The organism is Acinetobacter sp. 251-1 (assembly GCF_030329305.1).
GTDB classification, from domain to species: domain Bacteria; phylum Pseudomonadota; class Gammaproteobacteria; order Pseudomonadales; family Moraxellaceae; genus Acinetobacter; species Acinetobacter piscicola_A.
This window is the reverse complement of the sequence record NZ_JACANS010000004.1, coordinates 157,742-182,741: the sequence shown is the minus strand read 5'-3', so window position 1 is coordinate 182,741 and position 25,000 is coordinate 157,742. Positions and strand designations below refer to the sequence as shown.

Here is a 25,000-nt window from a genome sequence, read left to right as displayed (position 1 = left end):
TATGCTGCTAAGTTGCCAATTTTATGTTGTTTTCTCAAGTATTGAATTGTTAGAAATAAGAAAGATTCTATTTTAAAAATCAGAGAGTTCGTGCCGAGTGTTTAGTATGCTAGTGAGCATGAAAAAGAGCTTAGATTTTTTGCGCCAATAAGGTTGCGAATCGTTGTTTGATGCGCTTGCCGTGTTCATCTGTACGATGTAATTCACCGACATTTTCATTGTATTTTAAAATGTTCCATGCTTGATAATATTCACGTAATTGGTTGCTTTTAAATGTGAATGGAAAATCAGCTTGGGCAGGATAATCCTCTGTATCCATTGCGCAGACGATCAAGTTAAAACCATTGGTTTGGGTGACATTTTGCATATTTTGAATTAAAGGTGGAATAGTTTCTGGCTGTAAAAACATCATGACTACAGTAGAAAAGACAAAATCATATTGGCCATTTAAGTTTTGATCTTGATTTAAATCGCGAATAGTCGTGTGAATATGCTCTAACTTTTCCGTTTGAATGATCTCGTTGAGTTTATGGATACTCGTAGGATTGACATCAAAAGCATCTAGCTCAAAGCCATGTTGATTTAAATATAAAGTATTCCGTCCATGACCACAGCCAATGTCTAAAGCCTTACCTATATTGAGGTAAGGCATTGCCATGAGAATTTCGGAATGCGTTGCAGCTAGTTGATATTTTTTAGAAAAATAATTCTCTACATCACAGTAGAAGCTCAGTTGGCACTTTATATCAGGACTTGCCGAGATAATCTTGTGCCAAGTTTGTGGTGCAATAAAAGGAGGTTGGTGTTCTGCATTAAATTGCTGTTGAGAAAGAACATCGCCGTGTTCATTCAGCAGGGCAAAGTCTAGATGACCTTGTAAAATATCTAATTTTGCCCAAGTGCCTATTTGAGTGTTGTGCGCTTTTTTAAAGCCGTCAGGAATATTGGCAAAATGCCATACAGGTAATTGTTGATAACAACGTAAATTTTGCATTCAATATTCCTTTAGCATGTAAACTATGTGCCTAAATACAGATCTCGGCACATGAAAGATTCTATTCTTCTTCGGTAGGGACGAGCATTAAAACAGATTCATTTAAAAGCATAACCAAGTCTTCTAAAATTTCATCATCGGCTAAATCGAAATTTAATTCAATGCTGTGACCATCTGCAATTTGCTGTAAAAATGGCGTGAATTGTTCAGAAATACACAAAGCTTCACCATTTGCCCAAAATAAAATGTCATGATCTTGGTCAGAATAAAGTAAGCGTGATGCAGGTTCAAGTTGAATGATGTAGCCTTGATCAATGGCTTGTTCTAAATCACCTGTGCCAATTTCTTCAGCTTCTGGAATATTTTCAGGATATTTCGAATCAGACACTAAACTCATAATGGCATCATCTAATACCATTGAGTTTTGCAATTGTTCTAAAATTTTTACTTTCAAATAAGTGAGTTCATTTTCAGTGACTTCACCTGCACGCGATACTTGGTCACGAATAATATCGACGAGAGGATTTTTCAAGTTCATATTTTCTGAAAATTTATCACAAATACGATCCATCATGTCAGGCACATTTGGCATACGGAACCCAAAAGAATAAGTCAAACAATGGTCTTCCGCCACGCCATAATGTGACAGTCCAGGTGGCACATATAGCAAATCACCCGGTGCGAGGACTTCATCAAAATGAACATCCATTTCAGGTAATAATTTGAGTGGTTGACCTACTACAAATTCTGTTTCAGCATCACACATTTGACCCAATTGCCAACGGCGATGACCAAAACCTTGGACTAAAAATACATCATAAAAATCAAAATGTTGACCAACAGAACCACCTTGAGGTGCATAAGACACCATAATATCATCACGGCGCCATTGTGGAATAAATGGAAATTTTTTCCAAAGCTCAGCTAAATCAAAAGAGTAGTGGTCTATCGCTTGAATAAGAAGCGTCCAAAGTTTTGGCATTTTTTGAAAATCACCTTTAATCAATGGTGAATTTTTCACTGTCCACTGCTTTGGATCTTTGTCTTTTTGTTTGATCAGACGCGCTGTGATATTTTCATCGAGTGCGAGTTCCATGACATCTTCAGGAACCAAAATATTGGTAATTTCAGGGAGTGCATTGCGGACTAAGAGTGGTTTTTTTTGCCAATATTCTGAGAGAAATTGTTCTGCGGTAATCCCGCCTAAAACGTCCAAGGGTTGTGACATGAAATAGCCTAAGCAAATTTAAAACAATAATATGATATTGTCGTACGAGATGCAGTAGGGTGCAAGTTTTGATTTGATTAGAATGTCGAAGTTCAAAAGAATAATTTGATGATCAATTAAAAAAAACCAGTACATGAAGTACTGGTTTTTAGTTTTGTTTAAAAATAGACATTATCTTAATTTAGATAACCAATCCCCTAGACTTTGTACAAGTTGAACTAAAATCAACAGTACAATCACAGTAAGAATGACTACACTTGTATCAAAGCGTTGATATCCATAAGAAATTGCGAGATCACCAATACCGCCTGCGCCGACAGCGCCTGCCATAGCTGTTGCACCGATGAGGCTAATGGTTGCCGTGGTCAAATTTAAGATGAGTGAACTACGTGCTTCAGGAATGATGAATTTAAAAATAATTTGCCAAGGTGATGCACCCATCGCTTGGGCTGATTCAACAATACCTTCATTGACTTCTAACAGTGACGTTTCAATCAAACGTCCAATGTAAGGTCCCACATAAATAGTTAAAGGGACGATTGCCGCCCAAGTCCCGATGGATGTACCGACAATCATTTTGGTCAGAGGAATAACTGCTATTAACAAAATGATGAATGGAAGTGAACGTAGTGCATTTACAATTGGATTAAGCACATGATAAATCAATTTATTTGGCAAAATTCCATTTGGACGCGTAACCAATAAGATGATGGCTTGAATAAAGCCCCAGATACCACCAAACAGCATTGCAAAAAACACCATATGCATGGTTTCTTGCATGGCCGTCACAAATTGGTCGATAGACAATGAACTTTGCCAATAAGGCGCTGTGACTTCAGTGAGCCATTGAACGATGAGATCTCTCATTCTGCTACTCCTGATTGAGACACTTTAACCCCTTGTAAAGCAAGAAACTGTACCGCTTGTTGGATCACAATCGGATCGCCGAGTAACTGCACAAACATTTGCCCAATCACTGAACCATTGATTTCAGTCATATTGGCAAAGACAATATTAAGGCTAATATCAAATTGTTGAATTAGTTTTTGAATCACGGTTTCTTGAGCAGATGTACCTAAAAATTGTAGATTATAAATGCTATTATGATTTTTATTTTCTAAATTATTCAATATATTAACAGGTAACTGTTGTTGTAAAACAGTTTGAATAAAATTGCGTGTCGTCGCTTGTTTTGGGCGGCTAAAAATATCTAGGGTTGAACCTGTTTCAATAACTTTGCCAAACTCCATCACAGCAACATGGTCACAAACTGACTCAATTACATCCATTTCATGGGTGACCATTACGATAGTAATACCTTGTTCTTTATTGATTTTTTTCAATAATGCTAGGACGGATTTGGTAGTTTGTGGATCAAGAGCAGAAGTTGCTTCATCACAAAGTAAAATTTTAGGATGGTTGGCTAAGGCACGTGCAATTCCGACACGTTGTTTTTGCCCGCCAGACAGTTCATCAGGAAAAGCATTTTTTTTATGTTTAAGGTCAATGAATTCAAGCAATTCATTTAAACGCTTTTCACGTTCAGCCTTAGAAAAACCTAATAATTTCATTGGCATTTCAATATTGGCAGCAACAGTTTTGGTTTCAAGCAAATTAAAATGTTGAAAAATCATGCCAATATTTGCACGTTCTTGACGTAATGCGCGTGCATCTAATGCAGTGAAGTCCTTATCATTGATGATGACTTGCCCTTGGCTTGGACGTTCCAAGAGATTGATCATACGGATTAAGGTGCTTTTTCCTGCACCACTATAACCAATAATGCCAAAAATACTGCCATTCGGAATCTGTAGATTAATGTCATCCAAGGCACGTAGGGTTTGACCTTTGAGATCATAATGTTTTGAGATATTTTTAAATTCGATCATGTTGTCAAAAACTATACAAAAATGAAAAAACAGGCAAAATCATTTTGCCTGTTTCATGGACATCAAAAAAGATGTTATTTGTTTTCTGTTAAATAGCTAACAGGTTTATTTACATCTACTTTAGTGCCACCAAAATGTTCTTGAACATATTTGCCTACAGCAGCAACATGGTAGAGTTCACCGACTTTTTTCAAGATTGGATCATCTTTACGTGACTCAGCAACTGCAAGAACATTCACGTTCATTTTGGTGCTTTGGTCAATTGGTTCATAATAGATCGAATCTTTTAATACGTTCAATCCACCTTCCATTGCTAAGGTATTTCCAAGAACGATGGCATCGACTTCATCTTTTGCACGTACCGCAGTTGCCATTTGAATGGGTTTGATCACAATTTTTTTACTATTTTCAATGATATCAGCAGGTGTACCCTTGACGTTATCAAAATCAGCTTTTAATTTTAACAGACCTGCAGATTGTAATAACAATAAGGCACGTGATTCATTTGCACCATCATTTGGAATGGCAATAGTTGCGCCTTGAGAGAACTCTTCAACTTTTTTTACTTTGCTTGAGTAAATGCCCATTGGCTCTAAATAGGTAGTTGAAATGGGTGCAATTTTATCTTTGTTTGAGTCGTTAAATGCAACCAAATATGCATAAGATTGGAATGCATTGATGTCAATTTCTTTGTTAGCAACAGCGGTGTTCATAGACACGTAGTCTGTAAAGTTCTTAACTTCAAGCTTAATACCTGCTTGTTTGGTTTCAGGCAAGGTTGCGATATAACGCCATACATCTGCATCTGAGCCTGTAGACGCCATAACCACTGTATGTTCTTTTGCATCACCTGTAGATGCGGTTTCTGTTTTAGGTGCTTCTTGTTTACCACATGCTGCAAGAGAAAGCACAGATGCACTGAGTAAAACACCAAACAACTTGTTCATGTTTAAATCCTGAATAATAAAATGCACTTAAATGAATACACTTATAAATTAAATCGCTTAATTACCCAATACAGCTTAAAACAAATTTGTGTCTTCTCTAGAAGGCTGATACGACAAGCAAAAATTTTTCAATTTGAAATTGGTTTTGCGTGGCTCTTTATTGACTGCAATTGAAATCAAACAATAAAAATTCAAAAACAATATTTGAACTGAACCATGACGAAAATTTTAATTATCATACCAATAAATTTAACTTATACATAGTCGTGCTAAAGATTTGTATTACTTAGGAAAAAAACTTATAAAAGAATGAATTTACTAAAAAAATAAAGAAAACAAAAGCTTTTGTTGAATTGTGTGGTAAATACGCAAGACTTTCTACTTATTCTTAATATATAAAATATAGTAAAAAGCTTAGCTAAAAAATAAATAAGCCCATTAAATACAATAGTTCAAAATAATCATCTTTTTTATGTTGCCCTTAATTGAGAAAAATGGCGAATAAATTCTGCATTGTTATGCAGTCAGCATGATTGAACTTTATCGTATGTCAAATCATGAGATTTAATGATTGTAAAGTGTATAGAATGATTAGATGTCATATGTGAATTTTTGTGTACGAAAAGACCTAATTTTATTGTTAAATTGAAAGCCAAAGTGTTCCCCAAATTCCCCCAATAACACTTTGGCTTTCGTTTCCCCTACTAAATTTATTGTTTTTGGCGTGAAGTTGATCCAATCAACTTTTTTTATTATTTATCGTTATCTTACTGTGATTTAAGAACGATGAAATAAATTTAAACCATGAAATTTTTCTAACAATTTTGCGTGAGTTTCTCTATGTTCGGGATGTGGTTCAATACATTCAATCGGGCAGACATTGACACAGGTTTGATGCTCATAAAAACCAACGCATTCAGTACAGCGCTCGACATCAATTTCATAGAATTTTTCACCTTCAAAAATGGCTTGGTTTGGGCATTCGGGCACACACATATCGCAATTTGTGCATTGATCTGTAATGAAAAGTGCCATAATTAGCTCGCTATATAGGCTAAAGAAGCAGCAGAAATATCTGCGCTTGAATTGGGGAGATTGCGGATCAGTAATGCAAAATTCATGTCAACATCAGCAGGAATCGGAATTTTAACAATATGCCCTGAGCCTTTGGCATGGGGAATGAGTGTATCTTTCATATCTTTCATTTCTGTTAAAATGAATGTGATATTTCCACTAGTTGTCATGAGCTCTAAGGTGTCGCCTACGACAAAGCGATTTTTCACATCAACCACGATATAGTCTCCATTACGCTCTAAAACCTCACCGACAAATTGTTGATGATCAAAGCGGGATGAACCTGTTTCATAATTTTGATATTCACGATGTATATGACGACGTAAGAAACCTTCGGTATAGCCACGATTTGCCAAACCTTCAAGCTGAGTCATCAGTGCAGGGTCAAACTCTTTGCCTGCATGTGCATCATCAATCGCTTTACGATAAATTTGTGCAGTTCTAGCACAGTAAAAGTATGATTTGGTGCGTCCTTCAATCTTTAAAGAATGGACGCCCATTTGAGTTAAACGATCCACATGCTGTACAGCACGTAAATCTTTAGAATTCATGAAGTAAGTACCATGTTCATCTTCTTCAGCAGCGAACATCTCTTCTTCATTGCGTTGTAGTAAAACCGGCTCGCCAAATTGATGTTGATTTTGGGCGTGTTGCTCGTCGGCATCTTTATTGGTGCAGCAGCTTGATGCTGTCTCCAGTGGTTGGACTGGAATGACATCCCCAGATGCATCTTCTGCTGCTTCGTGAACTTTATAATCCCAGCGACACGCATTGGTGCAAGCGCCTTGATTGGCATCACGTTTATTCATATAGCCTGAAAGTAAGCAACGACCGGAATAAGCCATGCAAAGTGCGCCATGTACGAAAACTTCAATTTCCATATCAGGAACATTTTGCTTAATTTCTTCGATCTCTTCGAGGGATAATTCACGTGATAAAATCACACGAGTTAAGCCCATATTTTTCCAAAACTTGACTGTCGCCCAGTTGACTGCATTGGCTTGAACAGATAGGTGAATCGACATGTCAGGGAAATGTTCACGTACCATCATGATCAAACCGGGATCAGACATAATGAGTGCATCAGGTTGCATTGCAACCACAGGTTCAAGATCTCGGATAAAGTTTTTTAGCTTCGCATTATGTGGTTGAATGTTCACCACAACATAAAACTTTTTACCCAAAGCATGTGCTTCGGTAATGCCAATTTTCAAATTATCATGATCAAATGCATTGTTACGAACTCGCAAGCTATAACGTGGCTGACCTGCATATACAGCATCCGCACCATAGGCAAATGCATAGCGCATATTCTTGAGTGAACCAGCTGGCGAGAGGAGTTCGGTAACGTGGCAAATAGTCATATCACAAAAGGCATAAAAACTTTATGGGTATTATTCTAGTGATAAAAAAAATAGATTCAACCTAGTAAAAAACTCGGAATTTAAAATGATGTGTTGGAAAAATTGGCATTTTGATCATTTAAAGTTTAGTATATATGGAAATTCGTATATCCATATATAAATATGAATCAAGTCGATTTTTTTAAATGCCTTGCCGATCAAACTCGGCTCGATATTTTAATGATGATTGTTAAACAAGGTGAGCGTTGTGTTTGTGATTTGACGGTAGGACTAGATTTGAGTCAGCCGAAAATTTCACGACATTTAGCGCTGTTACGTAGTGCACAAATTTTGCAAGATCGCCGTCAAGGACAATGGGTCTATTATCGGTTACATGATGATTTAGCCTTATGGTGCAAAGAGATTTTACTGCAACTTTCAGCACAGGATCAGCGTTTTGAGTGCGCTCAAGATGCATGCGCTGAAAATCCAAATTGTTATTAATAAATAGTTGAATTAATATGAAAATTTTATTCTTATGTACAGGGAATAGCTGCCGCAGTATTCTTTCGGAAGCTTTATTTAATGCTCAAGCACCAACAGGATTTCAGGCATGCAGTGCAGGTAGTCATCCTTCAGGTCAGGTACATCCATTGACTTTGAAAACCTTACAAAGTTTGAATATCCCGACTGAGCATTTGTCGAGTAAAAATATGCAGGCATGTGAAGCATTTGCGCCTGAGATTGTGGTGACCGTGTGTAGCGAAGCTGCCAATGAAGCATGTCCACTCTATTTAGGAAATGCTTTAAAAGTGCATTGGGGGTTAGATGATCCATCGCATTTAAATTTGCCAGAAGAAGAAAAATTACAAGCATTCAATTTAACTGTTCAACATATTCAGCGCCGTTTTGATGCATTTTTTGCACTAAATTTTGAGCAAATGGATGCACAACAATTAACCAAATCGCTCGAAAATATTGCTCTAATTGGATGAATATTCAACTATGTCAGCTCAGAAACTTTCTTTTTTAGATCGCAATCTTACGCTTTGGATTTTTATTGCGATGGCAGTAGGGATAGCCATAGGACTATTTTTCCCAAAATCTGCACAAAGTTTAAATCAGATGAGCATGGGAACAGTAAATTTGCCCATTGCCATTGGTTTAATTTTGATGATGTATCCACCTTTAGCCAAAGTGGATTATAAAAATTTAAGTCAAGTTTTTCAGGATAAGCGAACCTTAGTTTTGTCTTTAGTACAAAATTGGTTGATTGCGCCATGTCTTATGTTTGCACTCGCAATCCTATTTTTACAGGATTATCCTGAATATATGACAGGGTTGATTTTAATTGGCTTAGCACGTTGTATTGCGATGGTGTTGGTCTGGAATAATCTTGCTTGTGGTGATCAGCAGTATGTTGCGGCGTTGGTTGCATTTAACAGTATTTTCCAAATTCTGTTTTTTAGTAGTTATGCGTGGCTATTTTTAACGTATTTACCGCCATTTTTTGGTGTTGAAGCGCAAGTGATCAATGTGAGTTTTTGGACGATCACGCAAGCGGTATTGATTTATCTTGGTATTCCATTTTTACTTGGTTTTTTAACGCGTTTGATTTTGGTCAAACAAAAAGGCTTAGATTGGTATCAAAATACTTTTATTCCTAAAATCAGCCCACTGAGCTTATTGGCATTGCTATTTACGATTGTTGCGATGTTTAGCCTTAAAGGTGCGGATGTGGTTGCATTGCCACTAGATGTATTGCGAATTGCCATTCCGTTAACGCTGTATTTTATCCTAATGTTTTTCATTAGCTTTTTCATGAGTAAATGGATGGGTAATGATTATCCCAAAACCACCGCAATTTCATTTACCGCCGCAGGTAACAATTTTGAGTTAGCACTTGCTGTGGCAATCGCAACATTTGGTTTGGCTTCTCCTGTGGCATTTACCACTGTGATCGGGCCATTGGTTGAAGTGCCTGTATTGATTCTACTGGTCAGTGTTTCCTTGTGGCTTAGAAAGAAATTTTTTGCCTAAGTGATTTTTAAAGGTTTTAAAAATGAATCTTCCAAATATTGATTTAAACCTGCTTGAGCATCCAACGTTTGAAAAAGTTCAAGCAAGAGAAAATGAGCATCCACCTCGAATTTTATTGCTGTATGGTTCAAATCGAGCGCGTTCGTTTAGCCGTTTAGCTGTACTTGAAGCAGGGCGTATCCTAGAACAGTTTGGTGCTGAAGTGAAAATTTTCCATCCTAAAGCTTTACCTTTACCTGAGGATGCCGACACTTCACATCCAAAAGTGCAGGAGTTGCATGAACTGTTAGCATGGTCGGAGGGAATGGTTTGGTGTTCACCTGAGCGTCATGGTTCCATGAGTTCTATTTTTAAAGCGCAGATTGATTGGATTCCATTGGCAGCAGGGGCAATTCGTGCCACGCAAGGAAAAACTTTAGCTTTGATGCAAGTAAGTGGCGGTTCACAGTCATTTAATACAGTCAATCAACTGCGGATTTTAGGGCGTTGGATGCGTATGATCACGATTCCAAATCAGTCATCTATTCCAAAAGCATTTTTAGAGTTTGATGAAAATGATCGGATGAAACCATCATCTTATTATGACCGCATTGTGGATGTCATGGAGGAGTTATATAAGTTTACATTGTTGACACGTGGGCAAGCCGCATATTTGACAGATCGTTATTCTGAACGTAAGGAATCTGCCGAAGCATTGTCAAAGCGGGTAAATCAGAAGTCGCTTTGATGTCTAGCATAGACGATCAGCAAAGTCATCTATTGTGTTGGGTGCAGGCGTATTCCTTAATCCTGTATCCAACGGAAACTTTAGATCTATTCGATTGCAGCGGCTAAATTTTTCACAATCTGACAATGATCAATGGTGCTGTCCGAAGCACAAGATTGGCGCAAAGCAACAAGCTGTGTTTTAAAACTTTGTAATTCTAAAATCCGTGTTTCAACATGTTGAATATGTTCTGCAATTAACTGATCAACAATTTTACAACCTCGTTCAGGGTGTTGAACTTGTTCCAATAAGGCGATGATCTCTTGTAAGGTCATATCCAATGCACGACAACGCTTAATGAAAATTAAACGTTTTAATGTTTCATCATTATAATATTTATAGTTATTTTCAGCTCGAAAACTGGCTTGAATCAAATTTTTCTTTTCATAAAACCGAATCGTATCTGTACTCAATTGGGTCTTTTTAGCCAAATCGCTGATGAGATATTGTTGCATGATATATGCTCCACAAAAGTACTTGACCTTGGAGTTAGTCCATAGTTTTAAATAGCATAATACAGATAAATCTTTAAGCAAGGGGAGTCAGCATGGCATGTGCGTGTAGTCATGAACCTGCACCACAAAAACCAAATAGTAAGTTCCGTACTGCGTTATGGATTGCACTCATCATTAACCTTACGCTGTTTTTTGTGGAGTTGGTTGGCGGTGCTTATGCACATTCATCTGCACTTTGGGCAGATTCACTCGATTTCTTTGGTGATGCTGTGAACTATGGCATTTCGCTGGCGGTATTGGGTGCGAGTTTATATTGGCGTGCGACTGTTGCGTTGATCAAAGGCTTGACCATGGCATTGTTTGGTTTTGTGGTGATTGGTAAATCAGCTTATGCCTATATGCAAGGTATTCCCCCTGAAGCCATGACAATGGGAGCCATTGGGATATTAGCATTGATCGCCAATGTGATTGCAGCCGTGATCCTTTATGCATTTCGCGATGGTGACGCTAATATGCGGTCAGTGTGGTTGTGTAGCCGTAATGATGCGATTGGCAATGTTGCGGTGATTTTTGCAGCAGTAGGTGTATTTGGTACAGGCAGTTTATTACCCGATATTATTGTTGCTGTGATCATGGCAACTTTAGGTTTAACAGGCGGGTATCAGGTGATCAAAAAAGCCTTACAAGAAAGACGTGAAAATAAACCAATATTAAATACTTAAAGCGCATATATTTAAAAACCACTTTCGAGTGGTTTTTTATTATGTATTAAAAATAATCCTTTACAGTTTAAAAATAATAGATAAAATTCGCTCCAATTAAAAATAAATAAATAATTTTTATAAATTATTTAATTAAACTGAAGTAGGGGTTAAGGTGAGTTTTAAAAAGTATTTTATAGCAAGTCTTTTAGTGTTTCTGAGTGGTTGTAGTGCCAAAGTCATTACTTATGATGCCGCAGGAAATGCAATTGGGGCGTGTAAAGCCACGCAAGGTTTTATTTTTGGGGCAAAAGCGGTTTGCTATGGTCATGGAAATGCCAAAGGCATTGATTATCGACAAGTGAATATTAAAACAGGCTTATTACCGATTCCACCAGCAAGCACGCAAATTCAATTGGATTAATTGGGTTTATTGACAATTCGTCAGGATTTAGAGGAAAGAAAATGAAAATTTCAGGATTAATTGCACTTTTTACTGCGCTAGTCATGACAGGATGTGCATCAACAGTGACAACGTATGATTCACGTGGGCAAGTGATTGGTTCATGTAAAGCAGAACGTGGTTTTGTCATTGGTGGTGGAGCACATTGCTCAGGTCATGCAAATCAGGAAGGTCGCACAAATTAATTAAGATGTTTTAACTGAGGTTTCGACTTTGGTATGCGCAATATGATGACAAAATCATCATGTTGCTGCTTGAAAATAACAATACTTTTAAAGTAATAAACACAAATTAATGTTGAAATGTGTCCTAAAGAGAAATGATATTAAATTGAAAATTAGAAAATCAGGATATTCTACTATTTTAATATTTAAGCTAAGATGCTTATAACAACAAAGTTTATAAATTGATAACAAGGACAGATAAGCATGAGAAGATTGCCCGTTTATTTATTGCTTGATACATCAGGCTCGATGTTAGGTGAACCTATTGAAGCTGTTAAAAATGGGGTGGAAATGTTGGTCTCCTCTTTGCGACAAGATCCCTACGCCTTAGAAACCGCTTATTTGTCTATCATCACTTTTGATACAACTGCCAAACAGTTGATGCCATTGACTGAATTGGCAATGTTTAATACGCCGAATTTACAAGCAACAGGTACAACACAGCTTGGTGAAGCGTTGTCATTATTGGCGGATAAAATTGAACAAGAAGTGCAAAAAACGACACCAGATACGCGTGGAGATTGGAAACCTTTGGTCTTTATCATGACGGATGGTGCACCGACAGATGACTGGAAGAAAGGTTTTGAAAAACTAAAAAAAGTCAAAACGGGTATGGTCATTGCATGTGCTGCAGGACACAATGCTGAAACAGCAATTTTAAAGCAAATCACGGAAGTCGTGGTGGAGCTTGCAACCGCAGATTCAAATACCATCAAAGCATTTTTTAAATGGGTGTCTGCAAGTATTTCTACAGGCAGCCAAAAAGTCGATGCAGGACAAAAAGAAGTGACAGGTTTGAGTGATTTACCACCACCACCCCCTGAAGTCAATGTTGTACTTTAAGTATATAGATGATTTTAGACCTCACTTAAAGATAAAAACGATAGATCGGATGGCTGAAAATTAAGATATTTCGCTGTCCCTAAAGCTTTCAACTAAAAGAAAAAAAGGAAAATAACATGGGGATTACATTAGCAAAAGGACAAGGTCTGACATTAGAAAAGGCAGAAAATAATCTGTCACTGGTCACCATTGGCTTGGGTTGGGACATCGCCGAGCAGAAAAAGGGCTTTTTAGGGGGATTATTTGGCGGACAAACTGCAGAATATGATTTGGATGTGATCGCTTTTTTATGTGATGCTAATGGTAAAGTGCAAAATCTCGGGCGAGATACTTCGGGGCATCCGACTTTAAACAATAGTGACGTTATTTTCTTCAATAATCTTAAGCACCCCTCTGGTCATATTTGGCTCACAGGAGATAACCGTACGGGGGCAGGTGATGGGGATGATGAGCAAATCATTGTTAAATTAAATTCATTAGCACCTGTTTATCATAAAATTGTATTTATTGTGCAAATTTACGAAGGCAATAAAAACAAGCAGCATTTTGGACAGGTACAAAATGCGTTTATTCGTGCTGTTGATGCTTCTGGCAAAGAAATGGTCCGTTTTAATTTGTCAGGTCAGGGACAATATGAACAACAACGTTCCTTACTTTTTGCTGAACTCGTGCGTGAGAATGCTGGTTGGAAATTTAACGCCATTGGCTCATCGTCTGAGTCAGATAACTTTGTGGAATGGCTAAAACAATACGTTTAATCATGTGAATGATCCATTTAATCACGACAAATCATCACGAGGAAAAAATATGCGTCGACTACCTGTTTATATTTTATTAGATACCTCAGGCTCTATGCGTGGAGAGCCAATTCATTCGGTAAATGTGGGCTTGCAGTCGATGCTGAGTGCGCTCAGGCAAGATCCTTATGCATTGGAAAGTGTACATCTTAGTGTCATTACCTTTGATATGCAGGCAAAAATTTATTTGCCTTTAACGCCGTTGGATCAAGTGCAATTGCCTGAAATTGAAGTACCGAGTGTTGGTGCAACATTTATGGGGGCAGCCTTGGAGCTGTTAGCAGAAGATGTGCAAAAAAATATCAAGAAAAGCACAGAAGAACAAAAAGGTGATTGGCGACCACTCTTGTTCCTCATGACGGATGGTTCACCCTCAGATGTATATGCCTATCAACAGATTATTCCAACTATTCAACAGCTTAACTTTGCAACGATTGTGGCATGTGCTGCGGGTCCAAAAGCCAAAACTGAAGCATTACAACAATTGACTTCTCAAGTTGTGGTGTTGGATTCGATGGATTCGAACTCATTTGCCAGTTTCTTTAAATGGGTTTCTGCAAGTGTGGTAGCGGGGAGTAGTAGTGCAGGTGTCGCAGATGCAATTGAGTTGCCGCCGCCGCCTTCGGAAATTCAATTGGTGCTATAAAATCATTCTCAAATGCAATTGAATGTAAGTTTAATAAAAAGGCTTGAAATAATAACAATGAACAAGGTGAGTTTATGCGTCGATTACCTGTATTTTTCGTGATTGATTGTTCCGAATCTATGGCGGGGCAGCCTTTAGTTGCTGTGCAAGAAGGTGTTGACTTTATTATGCGTAGTTTATGCACCGACCCTTATGCACTAGAAACAGTCTATGTTTCATTGATTGCTTATGCGGGAATTGTGCGTACTTTAGTACCACTCACAGAATTATATGCCTATCAACGATGTGAATTACCTTTGGGCGGCGGGACGCATCTAGGCAAAGCACTGACCCATTTAGGTAAAGAAATAGATCGCTCAGTGATCAAAACCACTGCAGATGTTAAAGGTGACTGGAAACCCGTCGTTTATTTATTTACCGATGGTCGCCCGACGGATGATTATCAAGATGCTATTCAACAATGGAAAACGAAATATAGCCATCGTGTGACTTTGATTGTGATTGGTCTTGGACAAGATGTTGATTTTTCTATCTTAAAAGAATTAACGGAACACTGTATTTCGGTTGATCAAATTAACCAAGAATATGTCAAAGGTCTATGTAAATGGATCAGTGCTTCTGTGGTGTCACAAAGTGTTAGCGTGGCAAATTTTCAAAACTCAGAAGAATTAATTCCACTTGATCAGCGTTATATGAACTTAGCTAAGTCAAAACTCACGTTCCGAAAAAGCCATGCTGATGATCGTGTCGTTACTTTTATTGGGCGTTGTCAAAAATTACAACACCCTTATCTGTTGAAATATAGCAGAAATTTACAATATGGCGGTTTATCTGACTTAAATATTAATTTATACAATTTTAAATTAGAGACTTGCGAAGCGATCAGTGAGGAATATTTTAGTTGGACGGATCATAGTGCTGAAAAACCACAAATTAATACATCAAAATTAGAAGGATGGTCGCAATGTCCACATTGTTATGCAGATACTGCTTTTGCCATGTGTGGTTGTGGCAATCTGATGTGTTATGACGGCTATAGTGAATATGTCGTTTGCCCATGGTGCCGCCGTCAAGTGAGTTTTAGTACGGAAGGTGGGGATTTTGATTTGACCCGTGGTCAAGGTTAAATTTTTGATAAATAAAATGATTGATCATTGAAAGGGGGCAGTATGCAAGAATTATTATGTAAAATTAAAAAAATTTTGGCAGTCAATGAACTGGGTTTAGATGATCAATTTATCGAGTTTTTTAAAACAGATGAGCAATTACAACAACTCTCAAAATTAGTGTATGAACTCAAAAAGCAATCTGCAACGCCACCTTTACTGACTGAAATCTTAGAACCCATATATTTTGAGAATAAAGAACATTCACATGAAAATGAGCCGCAGATTCAACAAGCGCAATTAGATTTGGATGACAAGCAGATCTTACTTACTGAACAGAGTGCGCTAACATTGCTTGATGATGCTCAACGTCAAGAACAAAATATTTCTGATCAAATTACTGATATTTTAAAAAATAGCCTAAGTAATACAGATGTTGAGCAAGATCGCTCAGCACAAACTGTACCCGCACACTCAGTCCTATCTGAGACGATTATTTCGCATCAACAACAAGATGATGTACAAGCAGCTCATGAAAATATGTCTGTTGCAGTTGCAGGCGTTGGTGCCCCGATGATTGCGATAGAAGAGATTCTTATTGATTCTGAAGCGCAACAAGTTGAACAAGAGATCTCCATACAGCAACAACAAGCACAAATCGAACAAAATAGAACTGAGATTACAGACGTGTTTATACAGCGCAAAGTAAATGATGTGAAGTTTCAAGTTGATAATGCACGTGCAGGGCAACCTTATACTTCAAAAATTCAAATCTTATCGAGTCAAAAACCTGAAAATATAGAATATATTGAGGAAAGTTTTAAATTTCCAAATGATATTTTTTATTTTGATCAAGCGACACAAAGTATTCAAGGTCAACCCAACCAAGCTGATGAGTTTAATTTTTCATTCCAATATCGTGTCAATGATGAAGTCTATACAGGACAATGCCGTTTAAACGTGATTCCTGATCCACGTAGTTTATGGAAAGTGATCGAACCTGAGGCAGGGCAAGCTTTTGTTAAAACGCATACAGATCAACTGTGTATAGATACAGCAGACTATCAGCTCATTGCGGCAAGTCGCCGTGGTCGTTCCCATGAACATGCAGGAAGTTTCCGAGATGATGATTTTTCATTGATGCACATTGCAAATAGCGATTGGTCGGTATTGGCGGTTGCAGACGGTGCAGGTAGTGCGGAATATTCTCGTGAAGGTTCAAGAATTGCAGTTGAGATTGTACAGAAAGAATTTCAACGTTATTTCAATGAACATACGATTGATGCTTTAAATGAAGATATTAAACAATGGCAATTAGATCAGCCTCAACATGCGGATACACAACGAATTGCCAATAAATTAAATCAACAGTTCTATCATGTTTATTATGAGATTTATCGCTCAATTCTCACACAACTCGATCAGCTTGCAGCTGAGCAGCATGTCGCAACTAAAGCATTTTCAACCACACTTTTGGTTGCGGTGGTCTATCAACATGCAGATAAAAACTTAATTAGTACATTCTCCGTGGGTGATGGTGCAATCGCTGCATTTACTCAAGACACGGTACGATTGATGAATGTTGCCGATGGGGGGGAATATGCAGGACAGACTAAGTTTTTGGATCGTAGTATTCATCAAGAGTTGGGTAATCGGGTCAAAATAGGCTGTTTTAAAGACTTAAAAGCTGTTTTATTAATGACAGACGGTATTTCAGATCCAATTTTTGAAACCGATGCTGGACTTGCAAATCAACAGAAATGGCTAGATTTATATACAGAGCTTGAACCTGTTTTGCAACACGATCAGCCAGAGCAGGCTTTATTAGAATGGATGCATTTTTTTAAAACGGGGCATCATGATGACCGAACTTTAGCGGCTTTATATAAGAAAAATCAAGTAAATTAAAGCTTGAAAAAGTAATCAATTCACACTATTTAGAGACAAAAATTTTAGAAATTAGGTGTTAGCACATGTCGGCAAAAATCGTAAAATGTACTACAGTCGATGGACGTCCAATCGAATTTGTAGATGAAGTGATCGGTTCAGGGGCAATGAAAGATGTGTATTTTTCACCTGACCGCAGTTATGTGGTGTGTTTTTTTAGTAAAGAAAAAAATAAATTTTATCAATCTAAAGAAGCATTTGAACAGCAAAAAGACCGTTTAAAAGAAATTGTTGGTAATAAATGGCAAGGTATTTTTAATGGTGTTGGTGGTGACTATTGGAAAAATATCTTTTGTTGGCCTGATGGCTTGGTTGAGTACAATGATTTATTGGGCATTACCGCACCGACCTATAAAAAGCAATTTTTCTTTGATTATGGCTCAAAGAATAATGATTTTTTAAACATTAAAGGTAAAGAAAAAGAAGGAAAATGGTTTGCGAGTGCCAATAACCAGAACCGTTTTTTAGATGATCGTGAAAAAGGGACATGGCTTAATTATTTAAAAATCAGTATTTTAATTTCACGTGCGGTGCGCCGTATGCATGCAGCAGGTTTGGCACACTCAGATTTATCCTATAAAAATGTGCTCATCGACCCTGTGACAGGGAGTGCATGTGTGATCGATGTTGATGGCTTGGTTGTGCCTGGAAAATACCCACCAGATGTGGTGGGAACGCCTGACTTTATTGCACCTGAAGTCGTGATGACCAGTCATTTAAATAAAGATGATCCAAAACGAATTTTGCCAAGTATTACGACAGATAGACATGCACTTGCAGTATTGATTTATATGTATTTATTGTATCGTCATCCATTGCGAGGCGGTAAAATCCATGACATGGATGATCCTCAAAAAGATGAAAATCTTGCCATGGGAGAGCGCGCATTATTTGTTGAGCATCCAGACGATCAAAGTAATCGGGTTAAAGCCAATCAACTTAAACCTTCGCAGCTCCCTTGGGCTGACCCTGCACAAATTCCTTATACCGTAACAGGTCCTTATTTAACTGAATTATTTAATAAAAGTTTTATTGAGGGCTTGCATGAACCGAGTAAACGTCCATCTGCCAATGATTGGGAAATTGCATTGGTTAAAACAGTTGACTTGGTACAACCGTGTTTAAATCCAGCGTGTAGTCATAAATGGTATGTATTTGATAATACAACACAGCCGAGCTGCCCATTTTGTAAAACCACATTTAAAGGCAAACTGCCGATTTTAAACTTATATTCAGCACGACAAGGCTCAAGCTATCGTCCTGATAATCATCGTTTAATGGTGTGGACAGGGCAGTCTTTATTTGCATGGCATGCCAATAGTATGATTGCACCGAATGAACGTTTAACACCAGAGCAAACCAAACGTAAGGGTTATTTTGTTTTACATCAAGATCGTTGGTGGTTGGTGAATGAAGATTTGCCTGATTTAACCGATGTGACGACGAAGATACCCATTCCAATCGGTGGAAAAGTAGAGTTAAAAGAAGGCGCACAAATCTTATTGTCGAAACAGGATGGTGGCCGTTTGGTTGTGGTACAGATGGTTGAAGTTTGATATTTTTTGAGTAAGCTGAAGTTTATTTTTAAATGAATGGCGAATTGAAATCGCCATTTTATTTGATTATTTTGATTTGTTTTGTGATTTAAGCATTAAATTTAAATACATCACCGTGATGATTTAAATGGGATTTATTTAAGCCAAATGTTTTATAGCGTAATAATACCATTTCAGCCCAATTACGATGTGTTGCAGGTTCTAGCATAGAACCTTGGCTCTTAAATACACTTTTTGCATCCATTGCCAATACTTGCTGTGCTTCTTGAAATTCTTCAGTCGACACTTGAAATGCTTCATGAATAAAATCAATTTGTGTTGGATGAATGGCAGTTTTGGTATAAATTCCATTATTCATATCTTGGATCAGTTCATTGGATAAAATCTGTATATTTTCGATATGTTCACAGACAGGTGAGCTGAGTTGGAAGCCTGCTGGAATATATAAGCCTGCCAGTTGAGAAATTAAAATGCCCACAGGTGTTTGATAAATAGTGGTATTTTTTGGACGGCGCAGGGATAAACAGGAGAGTAAATCATTGCCGCCAATCCTTAAGCACAAAGTTTTATGAAAGTCATACTTGAGTGCTTGTTGTAATTCAACATTATGCCCCATATCAAAAATTTCTTTGGTTTCAAAGGTTGGCATTAAATTTATGTGAGAAGGTAAAACCTCCATCCATTGTTTTAAATTATGCAAGGTAAATTTTGGTAAAATCATACCACTGATGGTGTGGTGTAAATCCCAATCGATAATATATTTCGCCATTTCGATATGACGTGGGCGAATAAACAATGCAGGTGCTTTTAGGTTTGGGTTTTCTGCACGTTTTTGCAAGAGTGCTTTTAAATTGACCATTGCCGTTTGTACATCTTTTTCTAAAACAGCATCTTCCAAGCAGACTGCAATCGATTTTAAATTTGAAAATTTGATGCCCTCAGTCACGTCCCATAAATGTTGATGCGTGGCAGGGATATACATGGTCGCACCAAGCTCAATGGCATGTTGTAATTGTTTCATTGTATTATTTTCCAAAGTTTTTAATTAAGGTCACTGCATGATATGGACCCAATTTTGAACCTAAAATGTCGACTGAGACGTGCTGTTGTTGCGCAAAGTGTAACAGTAACTGAACGTGAGGATTATGTTCATCTCGAATTAAAATACGTTCAGGCACACGTCTAAGTACGGCACGCGTGGCTTCAGCAATACTTGGTTTAATATGGTTAATGTTCTCGATTTGGTAGTGTGCAGCAATCCAATCTACCGTGTCTAAGCACAATTTTTGCTGAGTTAGTCGAATCTCGTTATCCCATTCAATCGTCTGTTGAATGGGATGTTGTTCAATAATATTTAAAATATTTTGAATGAATTGTACAGATAAATCGTGTTGTTGAAGATGGGTATAAACGACACAATCATGCCATTTCTCTGGATTAAAACAGTCCAATTTTGCTTCAGCTTGATCTATATCTGCTCGTAAGATACTACGAGAAGTTAAACCTGAAATGACTGAACCTAAGATGCCAAAAGGAATCAGCCAATCTTCACAACTGGCACTAAGCCAAGAATAACCACCTAAATCTGACAATGTTACAAGGCGAGGAATTTCCCAACCTGCATCAAATAATTCGGGATAGTCTTGTAGGTTTTTCGTCAGTTCACGGCAAATCGCCCCTTTGCCTGTCCAGCCATCTACAAAGACAATATTTTCAGCGCCATGTTGCTCAATGATGGCATTGAGCGCAGCAAAATCAATGCCGCGGTCTCGAATAATACTAATACCATAATGAAAACATGCTTGTTGTTTGGCTATGCAATGTTTTAACAGAACGCCTAAAGGTACGCCTGCTCGAACTAAACTCACTAAAACAATAGGTTGCTTTGGAAAACGTGTCATCAACGCTTGGCTGAGTTGTTGTACTTCTTGCGCTAGACGTGCTGAACCATGCGTAAAAGCATGCTGAAAATGTTTTAAATGTTCAGGCGAGGGGGCATTTTCTTCACTGATCATTTCAGAATAATGTTTTTGACCAGATTGAATTAAACGTTCTTTTTCTGCGACTGAGGTTGGTGTTAAATCCGTGATATTCAGTAAAAAAGTAATGTCTTGTGGGCGATATGAGCCGTGAAAACCGATGTTTGCTAGTCTTTGATCAATCTGATTTAAATTAGACATGCCCTAAGAATCCTTTCTGTCGATGATCATTGCTTAAGTTTTGTGCTAAAAATTGGTCAAGCTGACTGTTTTTTGGCATACCAAACCAATCACAACAGCCTAAGAAGCCTGCATCGGATAGACTATCACCCCAACCCAAAATGACACGCTCTCCTTGTGGGTCATATTTTCCGATAAAAAATTCAACGGCTTTTTGCTTAGAGACAAACTTTGGAATGACGGCCAAATTATTGCCGTTGATATGTACATAGCAATGTTCTAACACATCTTTGGGTAAATGTTGTACCAATTGATCTAAAAAAAGCCCATCCTCTGGCTGGTTTTGCTTAGCAACAGTATAGATTTTGAGGTCATTTTCCTCGACTGTCCATGTACGAATCGAGCCTAAGTCCTGTGCTGTTTTCAGTAAAATCTCAGGTAATTCATCCAATAAATCATTTAAGTTTGCAAGAGCATTTTTTTGAATATCAAACCAATCCATATCGATATTTTGCTGTGCGTCAATAATCGTACCACCATGTGAACATACTGCACCAGATTGAAAAGGTAAATGCACACGTTGTAAGGCTTCAACTGAACGCGCAGTCACAGGCACAACTTCAGCCGAATCTAATAACCAATTTACAAAAACTTGTTGTTTCGGTTTCATATAAGACAGGGGTTGCCCAGACTTATCTGTGGTGGCAATTTTATGTAAATCAGTCGGTGCAGACTTGCGATTGGTCTGAAATAAAGTATCGTCTAAATCGACAAAAACCAAAGGCTTATGGTTCATAATGAATCACTTCCAAATTTTCAATTTGCTCAAAAAGCGTAGGGTCTACACTGTGTTGTTCTGTTTCGATGACCAATAACACACGGTCAAATTGTTGATGTCGAACGTTATAGGCATAATTATTGATATTGAGCCCATAATTGTCGGTAAAGGCACAAATGCTTTCAATGGCATGCCCTTGCATAATCGGAGAGCGTGTGGTGGAGCTATAATAAACTTCTGCACCTTGTTGCTCTAATTGTTCTGCGATCAGGAACGGAATCCAACTGAACTCTCCTGAACCTAAGACTAAAATTTTTTCTTTCGGTTGGTTAATGTGTACATTTGCCCAAGCTTTGCAATCTAAGTAACTGGGTTCACGTCCCCAATCATGTGGTGCAATAATACGCTGTGCTTCTTGATTGGTTTTATTGACATCAGGCATATGGATTTCAATCTGATTTTGATTGGCTTGCCAATGCCACGAACCATGCAACAGTGAAACCACTTCAATGGGAATACCGACGTTGAGATCATTCAAATGTTCTTCTGCCCAATTGACCAAGGTCACTAAGATAATGCGCTCAACCTGTTCAAGCCCCGAATTTTTCAGGCTCATGATCAGATTTTTAAAAGTTTTACCTGTAGAAATTTCATCATCCACCAAAATTAAAGTTTTTGATTGGATTAAATGTTGATGTTTTTTCGGATCATGACTACTCAAAATAAACTGATCTTGCGCATGGCTATGTTCTTCTAAAAATAAGCCTAAGGTGGGCAACGCATCGACAGGATGACGTGTTGTTGTCACAAAAAGGGCATTTTCAGCAAAATCTTTTTTTAATTCACGATAAACACCTGCACCTAAACCTACCGCCGTTTCCGCCATACCAATCACAGTAATGGGATAAGGTACATCTTTGGGAACTAAAGCACCTAAATCTACGTAACTGCGTTGCATGGTAGAGGGTGCAACAGGAATATGCTTGCCTAAGACTTTGGACACAAATAAAAAAGCACGTTTTGGATTAATTCTTTCTGCAAAACCTAATAATTGATCTAAATCCCAATGCGGGTGATGTTGACGAACCGAAACACGAATACAACCACGACTTAATTCAATTTCTTTCATTAATTAATCTTAATCCATTTTAAAACTTTGTACTAAAGGCAGTACTTTGACGGGTGATATTGTGTTCTCACGCTGTAAATTGAGCGATAACTTTTGTGCAAAAATTTCTGCAACCAAATTCACGCCAGTATGCAAGGTATATGCAAATCCGCCTGCTGGGCGTGCATTAATTTCTAAAATATGCCACTGCTGTTGTTGGTCTTTTTTAAATTGAATATTAATCAAACCGTCACAATTGAAATGTTGAACCAATTGTGTGCAAATTTCATGACAGGGATGTTGTAAAAAACATTCTTGATGAAATTGATATTTAATACGGGTGACTTGAGCCAAGATTTTGCCTTGATGACAGGCAATGTCAACCGAACATTCTTCACCATTCAAATAAGGCATAATTAAGTATTCGATGCCTTGTTCGAGTTGAGCATAAGCTTCGATAAACTGTTGTGTATTTGCAATAAAAGGTGATTTAAAATGTTGAAAATAATCAATATCATCTTTTAAACGGACAAAACCAAAACCATAAACACCATGTACAGGTTTAGCACAAATTTCACTAAACTGTTGTTTCGCTTGTAAAATAGCGGTTTTTAATGTGTCACTTGAATCTGCTTTAATAGCAGGAATATAAGGTAAGTGTAGTGCCTTACATTGCTCCGTAAAAACAAATTTATCATCAATGTCTTCAAGCGCTTGAAGAGACATAGCACCTGTGATCAGTTGAATATTGTGCTTTGCAAATTGTTCACGATAAGGTTCGATACAGTGTGCTTTTTTGCCACAAAATAGTAGGTCTACCTTAAATTGAATGCATTGTTTTAATAACCACTCAGCTGCGTCGAGAATATCAGGTTGTTGAATAAAAAGATCAGCAATATGTTGCAGTTCAGGGCGTAGCAAATGATGTGAGCAAATGATTTTCAAATGGGAAGCAAGAGAAGAATCTTTTAAGGCTTGAATAATATCTTTTTGACAAGAAAAACTTTCAGCAATCCAAACGGTATAATGATCTTTCACGGTAAAATTTATTCTCAATAAGCAAATTTTTTAAAATCAAATCATAAAATATCTTGTTCATCTTTAGTTATTTCTCAATATGAGAGAAAATAAACCATTCAAACAGGGTGTAGACGTTACATTTTAATTAAATGTTTAAAAACTAGAGAAATATATAATTAAAATAGAATAACTTGCAATCTTTTTTTACAGCTTCTTTGTTTATATTTTTGTTAAAAAAAATATTTTTATACTATGGCCTGTCATATTTTTATGGTAAAACTAAGTGATGCAAATATATTAAACTGACTTAGTTTAAATTTTGATTTCATTCAAAAAATCATTTTTTATAGATTTATAACAACGTATTTGAGGATAATATGCAATTGATTGCAGGTGGTAATATTGGTTTAACCCAACAAAATGTGGATATATTAATAAAAACAAACGTTCCTGCGCATATCGATTTAGACATTACAGCCTATCAGTTGGCGCAAACAACACAAAAAGTTCGTGGTGATCAGGATATGATTTTCTACGGGCAAAAGCAGACAATAAATCAAAGCGTAATATTAACTGAATCAAGCAGTAAAGCACCTTATCAAAGTAAATTAAGCTTTAATACGGCTTTAATTGATCCTCAAATTGGTAAAATTGCAATTTGTGCAACTTTAAATGAGCCACATGCAGTCAATAGGCTTGCCCCCATCCAAATCGAATTACAGGAAAATGGGCAAACTGTTGCCACAGCCATTGTGGAAACACAGCAAAAAACTGAAAAAGCTTTGATTTTAGCTGAAGTGTATAAACATAATGAGAAATGGAAATTTCGTTTTGTAAATCAGGGTTTTAATGGTGGTTTAAAGCCATTGGCTGAAAATTTTGGTGTTGAAATTGCAGCAGAAACAACACAAGCTAC

General features: G+C 37.4%; 27 protein-coding genes. 14 read left to right on the top strand and 13 right to left on the bottom strand.

What is annotated here, in order from left to right; genetic code table 11:
* Nucleotides 1-130: 130 nt before the first annotated feature.
* The 7 genes from tehB to trhP all read right to left on the bottom strand — a co-directional run bounded on the left by tehB (nucleotide 131) and on the right by trhP (nucleotide 7,496).
* Complete coding sequence (gene tehB, locus HX129_RS04570) at nucleotides 131-994, bottom strand: SAM-dependent methyltransferase TehB (protein ID WP_286433787.1); 864 nt, start codon at nucleotides 992-994, stop codon at nucleotides 131-133.
* 61 nt (nucleotides 995-1,055) lie between these two features.
* Nucleotides 1,056-2,222, bottom strand: a complete 1,167-nt coding sequence (locus HX129_RS04565) for a ribosomal protein uL16 3-hydroxylase (protein ID WP_286433788.1) — start codon at nucleotides 2,220-2,222, stop codon at nucleotides 1,056-1,058.
* A gap of 171 nt (nucleotides 2,223-2,393) precedes the next feature.
* Nucleotides 2,394-3,089: a methionine ABC transporter permease gene (locus tag HX129_RS04560; protein ID WP_180045731.1), complete on the bottom strand. Its 696-nt coding sequence runs from the start codon at nucleotides 3,087-3,089 to the stop codon at nucleotides 2,394-2,396.
* Complete coding sequence (locus HX129_RS04555; RefSeq protein ID WP_286433789.1) at nucleotides 3,086-4,111, bottom strand: methionine ABC transporter ATP-binding protein; 1,026 nt, start codon at nucleotides 4,109-4,111, stop codon at nucleotides 3,086-3,088. The genes HX129_RS04560 and HX129_RS04555 overlap by 4 nt, the downstream gene beginning before the upstream one ends.
* Before the next feature lie 74 nt (nucleotides 4,112-4,185).
* Nucleotides 4,186-5,058 carry a MetQ/NlpA family ABC transporter substrate-binding protein gene (locus HX129_RS04550; RefSeq protein WP_130073391.1) on the bottom strand — a complete coding sequence of 291 codons (873 nt, stop codon included), beginning with the start codon at nucleotides 5,056-5,058 and terminating at the stop codon, nucleotides 4,186-4,188.
* Nucleotides 5,059-5,835: 777 nt separating this feature from the next.
* Nucleotides 5,836-6,093: a YfhL family 4Fe-4S dicluster ferredoxin gene (locus HX129_RS04545; protein WP_130073392.1), complete on the bottom strand. Its 258-nt coding sequence runs from the start codon at nucleotides 6,091-6,093 to the stop codon at nucleotides 5,836-5,838.
* 2 nt (nucleotides 6,094-6,095) lie between these two features.
* Nucleotides 6,096-7,496 (bottom strand): prephenate-dependent tRNA uridine(34) hydroxylase TrhP, encoded by a 1,401-nt coding sequence (gene trhP, locus HX129_RS04540; protein WP_174492543.1) that lies wholly within the window; start codon nucleotides 7,494-7,496, stop codon nucleotides 6,096-6,098.
* A 162-nt stretch (nucleotides 7,497-7,658) separates the two neighbouring features.
* Here trhP and HX129_RS04535 point away from each other — a divergent pair, with 162 nt between their 5' ends.
* From HX129_RS04535 to arsH, 4 genes are read left to right on the top strand one after another with little or no spacing between them, the layout of a single operon-like run.
* Nucleotides 7,659-7,979 carry an ArsR/SmtB family transcription factor gene (locus tag HX129_RS04535; RefSeq protein ID WP_174492544.1) on the top strand — a complete coding sequence of 107 codons (321 nt, stop codon included), beginning with the start codon at nucleotides 7,659-7,661 and terminating at the stop codon, nucleotides 7,977-7,979.
* Nucleotides 7,980-7,996: 17 nt separating this feature from the next.
* Nucleotides 7,997-8,470, top strand: coding sequence for an arsenate reductase ArsC (locus tag HX129_RS04530; RefSeq protein ID WP_130073395.1), 474 nt, complete (start codon nucleotides 7,997-7,999; stop codon nucleotides 8,468-8,470).
* Between the two features lie 10 nt (nucleotides 8,471-8,480).
* Nucleotides 8,481-9,515: an ACR3 family arsenite efflux transporter gene (arsB, locus tag HX129_RS04525; protein WP_174492545.1), complete on the top strand. Its 1,035-nt coding sequence runs from the start codon at nucleotides 8,481-8,483 to the stop codon at nucleotides 9,513-9,515.
* Nucleotides 9,516-9,537: 22 nt separating this feature from the next.
* Nucleotides 9,538-10,242, top strand: a complete 705-nt coding sequence (arsH, locus tag HX129_RS04520) for an arsenical resistance protein ArsH (protein ID WP_130073397.1) — start codon at nucleotides 9,538-9,540, stop codon at nucleotides 10,240-10,242.
* 86 nt (nucleotides 10,243-10,328) lie between these two features.
* On the opposite strand, the gene HX129_RS04515 is transcribed toward arsH, so the two are convergent.
* Entirely contained in the window at nucleotides 10,329-10,736 is a 408-nt protein-coding gene (locus HX129_RS04515) for a Cd(II)/Pb(II)-responsive transcriptional regulator (protein WP_130073624.1), read from the bottom strand.
* 92 nt (nucleotides 10,737-10,828) lie between these two features.
* Between HX129_RS04515 and HX129_RS04510 the strand changes: the two genes are divergently transcribed.
* From HX129_RS04510 to HX129_RS04470, 9 genes are all read left to right on the top strand, one after another.
* Nucleotides 10,829-11,458: a cation efflux transmembrane domain-containing protein gene (locus tag HX129_RS04510; RefSeq protein ID WP_286433791.1), complete on the top strand. Its 630-nt coding sequence runs from the start codon at nucleotides 10,829-10,831 to the stop codon at nucleotides 11,456-11,458.
* 154 nt (nucleotides 11,459-11,612) lie between these two features.
* The gene (locus tag HX129_RS04505; RefSeq protein WP_130073399.1) at nucleotides 11,613-11,861 is read left to right on the top strand and encodes a hypothetical protein; all 249 of its coding nucleotides are present in this window, start codon (nucleotides 11,613-11,615) and stop codon (nucleotides 11,859-11,861) included.
* A 41-nt stretch (nucleotides 11,862-11,902) separates the two neighbouring features.
* A complete protein-coding gene (locus HX129_RS04500) occupies nucleotides 11,903-12,085 on the top strand; it encodes a hypothetical protein (RefSeq protein WP_174492547.1) in 183 nt (60 codons plus the stop codon).
* Between the two features lie 243 nt (nucleotides 12,086-12,328).
* Nucleotides 12,329-12,967 (top strand): vWA domain-containing protein, encoded by a 639-nt coding sequence (locus HX129_RS04495; protein ID WP_286433792.1) that lies wholly within the window; start codon nucleotides 12,329-12,331, stop codon nucleotides 12,965-12,967.
* Between the two features lie 116 nt (nucleotides 12,968-13,083).
* Nucleotides 13,084-13,725: a TerD family protein gene (locus HX129_RS04490; RefSeq protein ID WP_174492548.1), complete on the top strand. Its 642-nt coding sequence runs from the start codon at nucleotides 13,084-13,086 to the stop codon at nucleotides 13,723-13,725.
* A gap of 49 nt (nucleotides 13,726-13,774) precedes the next feature.
* Nucleotides 13,775-14,410, top strand: coding sequence for a vWA domain-containing protein (locus tag HX129_RS04485; protein ID WP_130073403.1), 636 nt, complete (start codon nucleotides 13,775-13,777; stop codon nucleotides 14,408-14,410).
* A gap of 74 nt (nucleotides 14,411-14,484) precedes the next feature.
* Nucleotides 14,485-15,537 (top strand): TerY-C metal binding domain-containing protein, encoded by a 1,053-nt coding sequence (locus tag HX129_RS04480; RefSeq protein WP_130073404.1) that lies wholly within the window; start codon nucleotides 14,485-14,487, stop codon nucleotides 15,535-15,537.
* A gap of 42 nt (nucleotides 15,538-15,579) precedes the next feature.
* The gene (locus HX129_RS04475) at nucleotides 15,580-17,424 is read left to right on the top strand and encodes a PP2C family serine/threonine-protein phosphatase (protein ID WP_286433793.1); all 1,845 of its coding nucleotides are present in this window, start codon (nucleotides 15,580-15,582) and stop codon (nucleotides 17,422-17,424) included.
* 65 nt (nucleotides 17,425-17,489) lie between these two features.
* The gene (locus tag HX129_RS04470) at nucleotides 17,490-19,019 is read left to right on the top strand and encodes a helix-hairpin-helix domain-containing protein (RefSeq protein ID WP_286433794.1); all 1,530 of its coding nucleotides are present in this window, start codon (nucleotides 17,490-17,492) and stop codon (nucleotides 19,017-19,019) included.
* 88 nt (nucleotides 19,020-19,107) lie between these two features.
* On the opposite strand, the gene HX129_RS04465 is transcribed toward HX129_RS04470, so the two are convergent.
* The 5 genes from HX129_RS04465 to HX129_RS04445 are packed head-to-tail and all read right to left on the bottom strand — an operon-like array spanning nucleotide 19,108 to nucleotide 24,102.
* Nucleotides 19,108-20,040: an HpcH/HpaI aldolase/citrate lyase family protein gene (locus HX129_RS04465; protein ID WP_286433795.1), complete on the bottom strand. Its 933-nt coding sequence runs from the start codon at nucleotides 20,038-20,040 to the stop codon at nucleotides 19,108-19,110.
* Nucleotides 20,041-20,044: 4 nt separating this feature from the next.
* Nucleotides 20,045-21,199 (bottom strand): cysteine protease StiP domain-containing protein, encoded by a 1,155-nt coding sequence (locus HX129_RS04460; protein ID WP_286433796.1) that lies wholly within the window; start codon nucleotides 21,197-21,199, stop codon nucleotides 20,045-20,047.
* Nucleotides 21,192-21,974 carry an HAD family hydrolase gene (locus HX129_RS04455; RefSeq protein WP_286433797.1) on the bottom strand — a complete coding sequence of 261 codons (783 nt, stop codon included), beginning with the start codon at nucleotides 21,972-21,974 and terminating at the stop codon, nucleotides 21,192-21,194. Before HX129_RS04455 ends, HX129_RS04460 begins: the two co-directional genes overlap by 8 nt.
* Nucleotides 21,964-23,085: a phosphoribosyltransferase domain-containing protein gene (locus HX129_RS04450; protein WP_286433798.1), complete on the bottom strand. Its 1,122-nt coding sequence runs from the start codon at nucleotides 23,083-23,085 to the stop codon at nucleotides 21,964-21,966. The genes HX129_RS04455 and HX129_RS04450 overlap by 11 nt, the downstream gene beginning before the upstream one ends.
* A gap of 9 nt (nucleotides 23,086-23,094) precedes the next feature.
* On the bottom strand, nucleotides 23,095-24,102 hold the full coding sequence (locus tag HX129_RS04445; RefSeq protein ID WP_174492556.1) for an ATP-grasp domain-containing protein: 1,008 nt from the start codon (nucleotides 24,100-24,102) through the stop codon (nucleotides 23,095-23,097).
* A 359-nt stretch (nucleotides 24,103-24,461) separates the two neighbouring features.
* On the opposite strand from HX129_RS04445, the gene HX129_RS04440 reads away from it, so the two are divergent.
* On the top strand, nucleotides 24,462-25,000 hold a 539-nt coding region (locus HX129_RS04440; RefSeq protein ID WP_286436029.1), incomplete at its 3' end, for a TerD family protein.

Excerpts from the sequence above, each read along its gene's own strand:
- tehB (WP_286433787.1), bottom strand. The coding sequence starts at position 994 with ATGCAAAATTTACGTTGTTATCAACAATTACCTGTATGGCATTTTGCC.
- HX129_RS04565 (WP_286433788.1), bottom strand. The coding sequence starts at position 2,222 with ATGTCACAACCCTTGGACGTTTTAGGCGGGATTACCGCAGAACAATTT.
- HX129_RS04560 (WP_180045731.1), bottom strand. The coding sequence starts at position 3,089 with ATGAGAGATCTCATCGTTCAATGGCTCACTGAAGTCACAGCGCCTTAT.
- HX129_RS04555 (WP_286433789.1), bottom strand. The coding sequence starts at position 4,111 with ATGATCGAATTTAAAAATATCTCAAAACATTATGATCTCAAAGGTCAA.
- HX129_RS04550 (WP_130073391.1), bottom strand. The coding sequence starts at position 5,058 with ATGAACAAGTTGTTTGGTGTTTTACTCAGTGCATCTGTGCTTTCTCTT.
- HX129_RS04545 (WP_130073392.1), bottom strand. The coding sequence starts at position 6,093 with ATGGCACTTTTCATTACAGATCAATGCACAAATTGCGATATGTGTGTG.
- trhP (WP_174492543.1), bottom strand. The coding sequence starts at position 7,496 with ATGACTATTTGCCACGTTACCGAACTCCTCTCGCCAGCTGGTTCACTC.
- HX129_RS04535 (WP_174492544.1), top strand. The coding sequence starts at position 7,659 with ATGAATCAAGTCGATTTTTTTAAATGCCTTGCCGATCAAACTCGGCTC.
- HX129_RS04530 (WP_130073395.1), top strand. The coding sequence starts at position 7,997 with ATGAAAATTTTATTCTTATGTACAGGGAATAGCTGCCGCAGTATTCTT.
- arsB (WP_174492545.1), top strand. The coding sequence starts at position 8,481 with ATGTCAGCTCAGAAACTTTCTTTTTTAGATCGCAATCTTACGCTTTGG.
- arsH (WP_130073397.1), top strand. The coding sequence starts at position 9,538 with ATGAATCTTCCAAATATTGATTTAAACCTGCTTGAGCATCCAACGTTT.
- HX129_RS04515 (WP_130073624.1), bottom strand. The coding sequence starts at position 10,736 with ATGCAACAATATCTCATCAGCGATTTGGCTAAAAAGACCCAATTGAGT.
- HX129_RS04510 (WP_286433791.1), top strand. The coding sequence starts at position 10,829 with ATGGCATGTGCGTGTAGTCATGAACCTGCACCACAAAAACCAAATAGT.
- HX129_RS04500 (WP_174492547.1), top strand. The coding sequence starts at position 11,903 with ATGAAAATTTCAGGATTAATTGCACTTTTTACTGCGCTAGTCATGACA.
- HX129_RS04495 (WP_286433792.1), top strand. The coding sequence starts at position 12,329 with ATGAGAAGATTGCCCGTTTATTTATTGCTTGATACATCAGGCTCGATG.
- HX129_RS04490 (WP_174492548.1), top strand. The coding sequence starts at position 13,084 with ATGGGGATTACATTAGCAAAAGGACAAGGTCTGACATTAGAAAAGGCA.
- HX129_RS04485 (WP_130073403.1), top strand. The coding sequence starts at position 13,775 with ATGCGTCGACTACCTGTTTATATTTTATTAGATACCTCAGGCTCTATG.
- HX129_RS04480 (WP_130073404.1), top strand. The coding sequence starts at position 14,485 with ATGCGTCGATTACCTGTATTTTTCGTGATTGATTGTTCCGAATCTATG.
- HX129_RS04475 (WP_286433793.1), top strand. The coding sequence starts at position 15,580 with ATGCAAGAATTATTATGTAAAATTAAAAAAATTTTGGCAGTCAATGAA.
- HX129_RS04470 (WP_286433794.1), top strand. The coding sequence starts at position 17,490 with ATGTCGGCAAAAATCGTAAAATGTACTACAGTCGATGGACGTCCAATC.
- HX129_RS04465 (WP_286433795.1), bottom strand. The coding sequence starts at position 20,040 with ATGAAACAATTACAACATGCCATTGAGCTTGGTGCGACCATGTATATC.
- HX129_RS04460 (WP_286433796.1), bottom strand. The coding sequence starts at position 21,199 with ATGTCTAATTTAAATCAGATTGATCAAAGACTAGCAAACATCGGTTTT.
- HX129_RS04455 (WP_286433797.1), bottom strand. The coding sequence starts at position 21,974 with ATGAACCATAAGCCTTTGGTTTTTGTCGATTTAGACGATACTTTATTT.
- HX129_RS04450 (WP_286433798.1), bottom strand. The coding sequence starts at position 23,085 with ATGAAAGAAATTGAATTAAGTCGTGGTTGTATTCGTGTTTCGGTTCGT.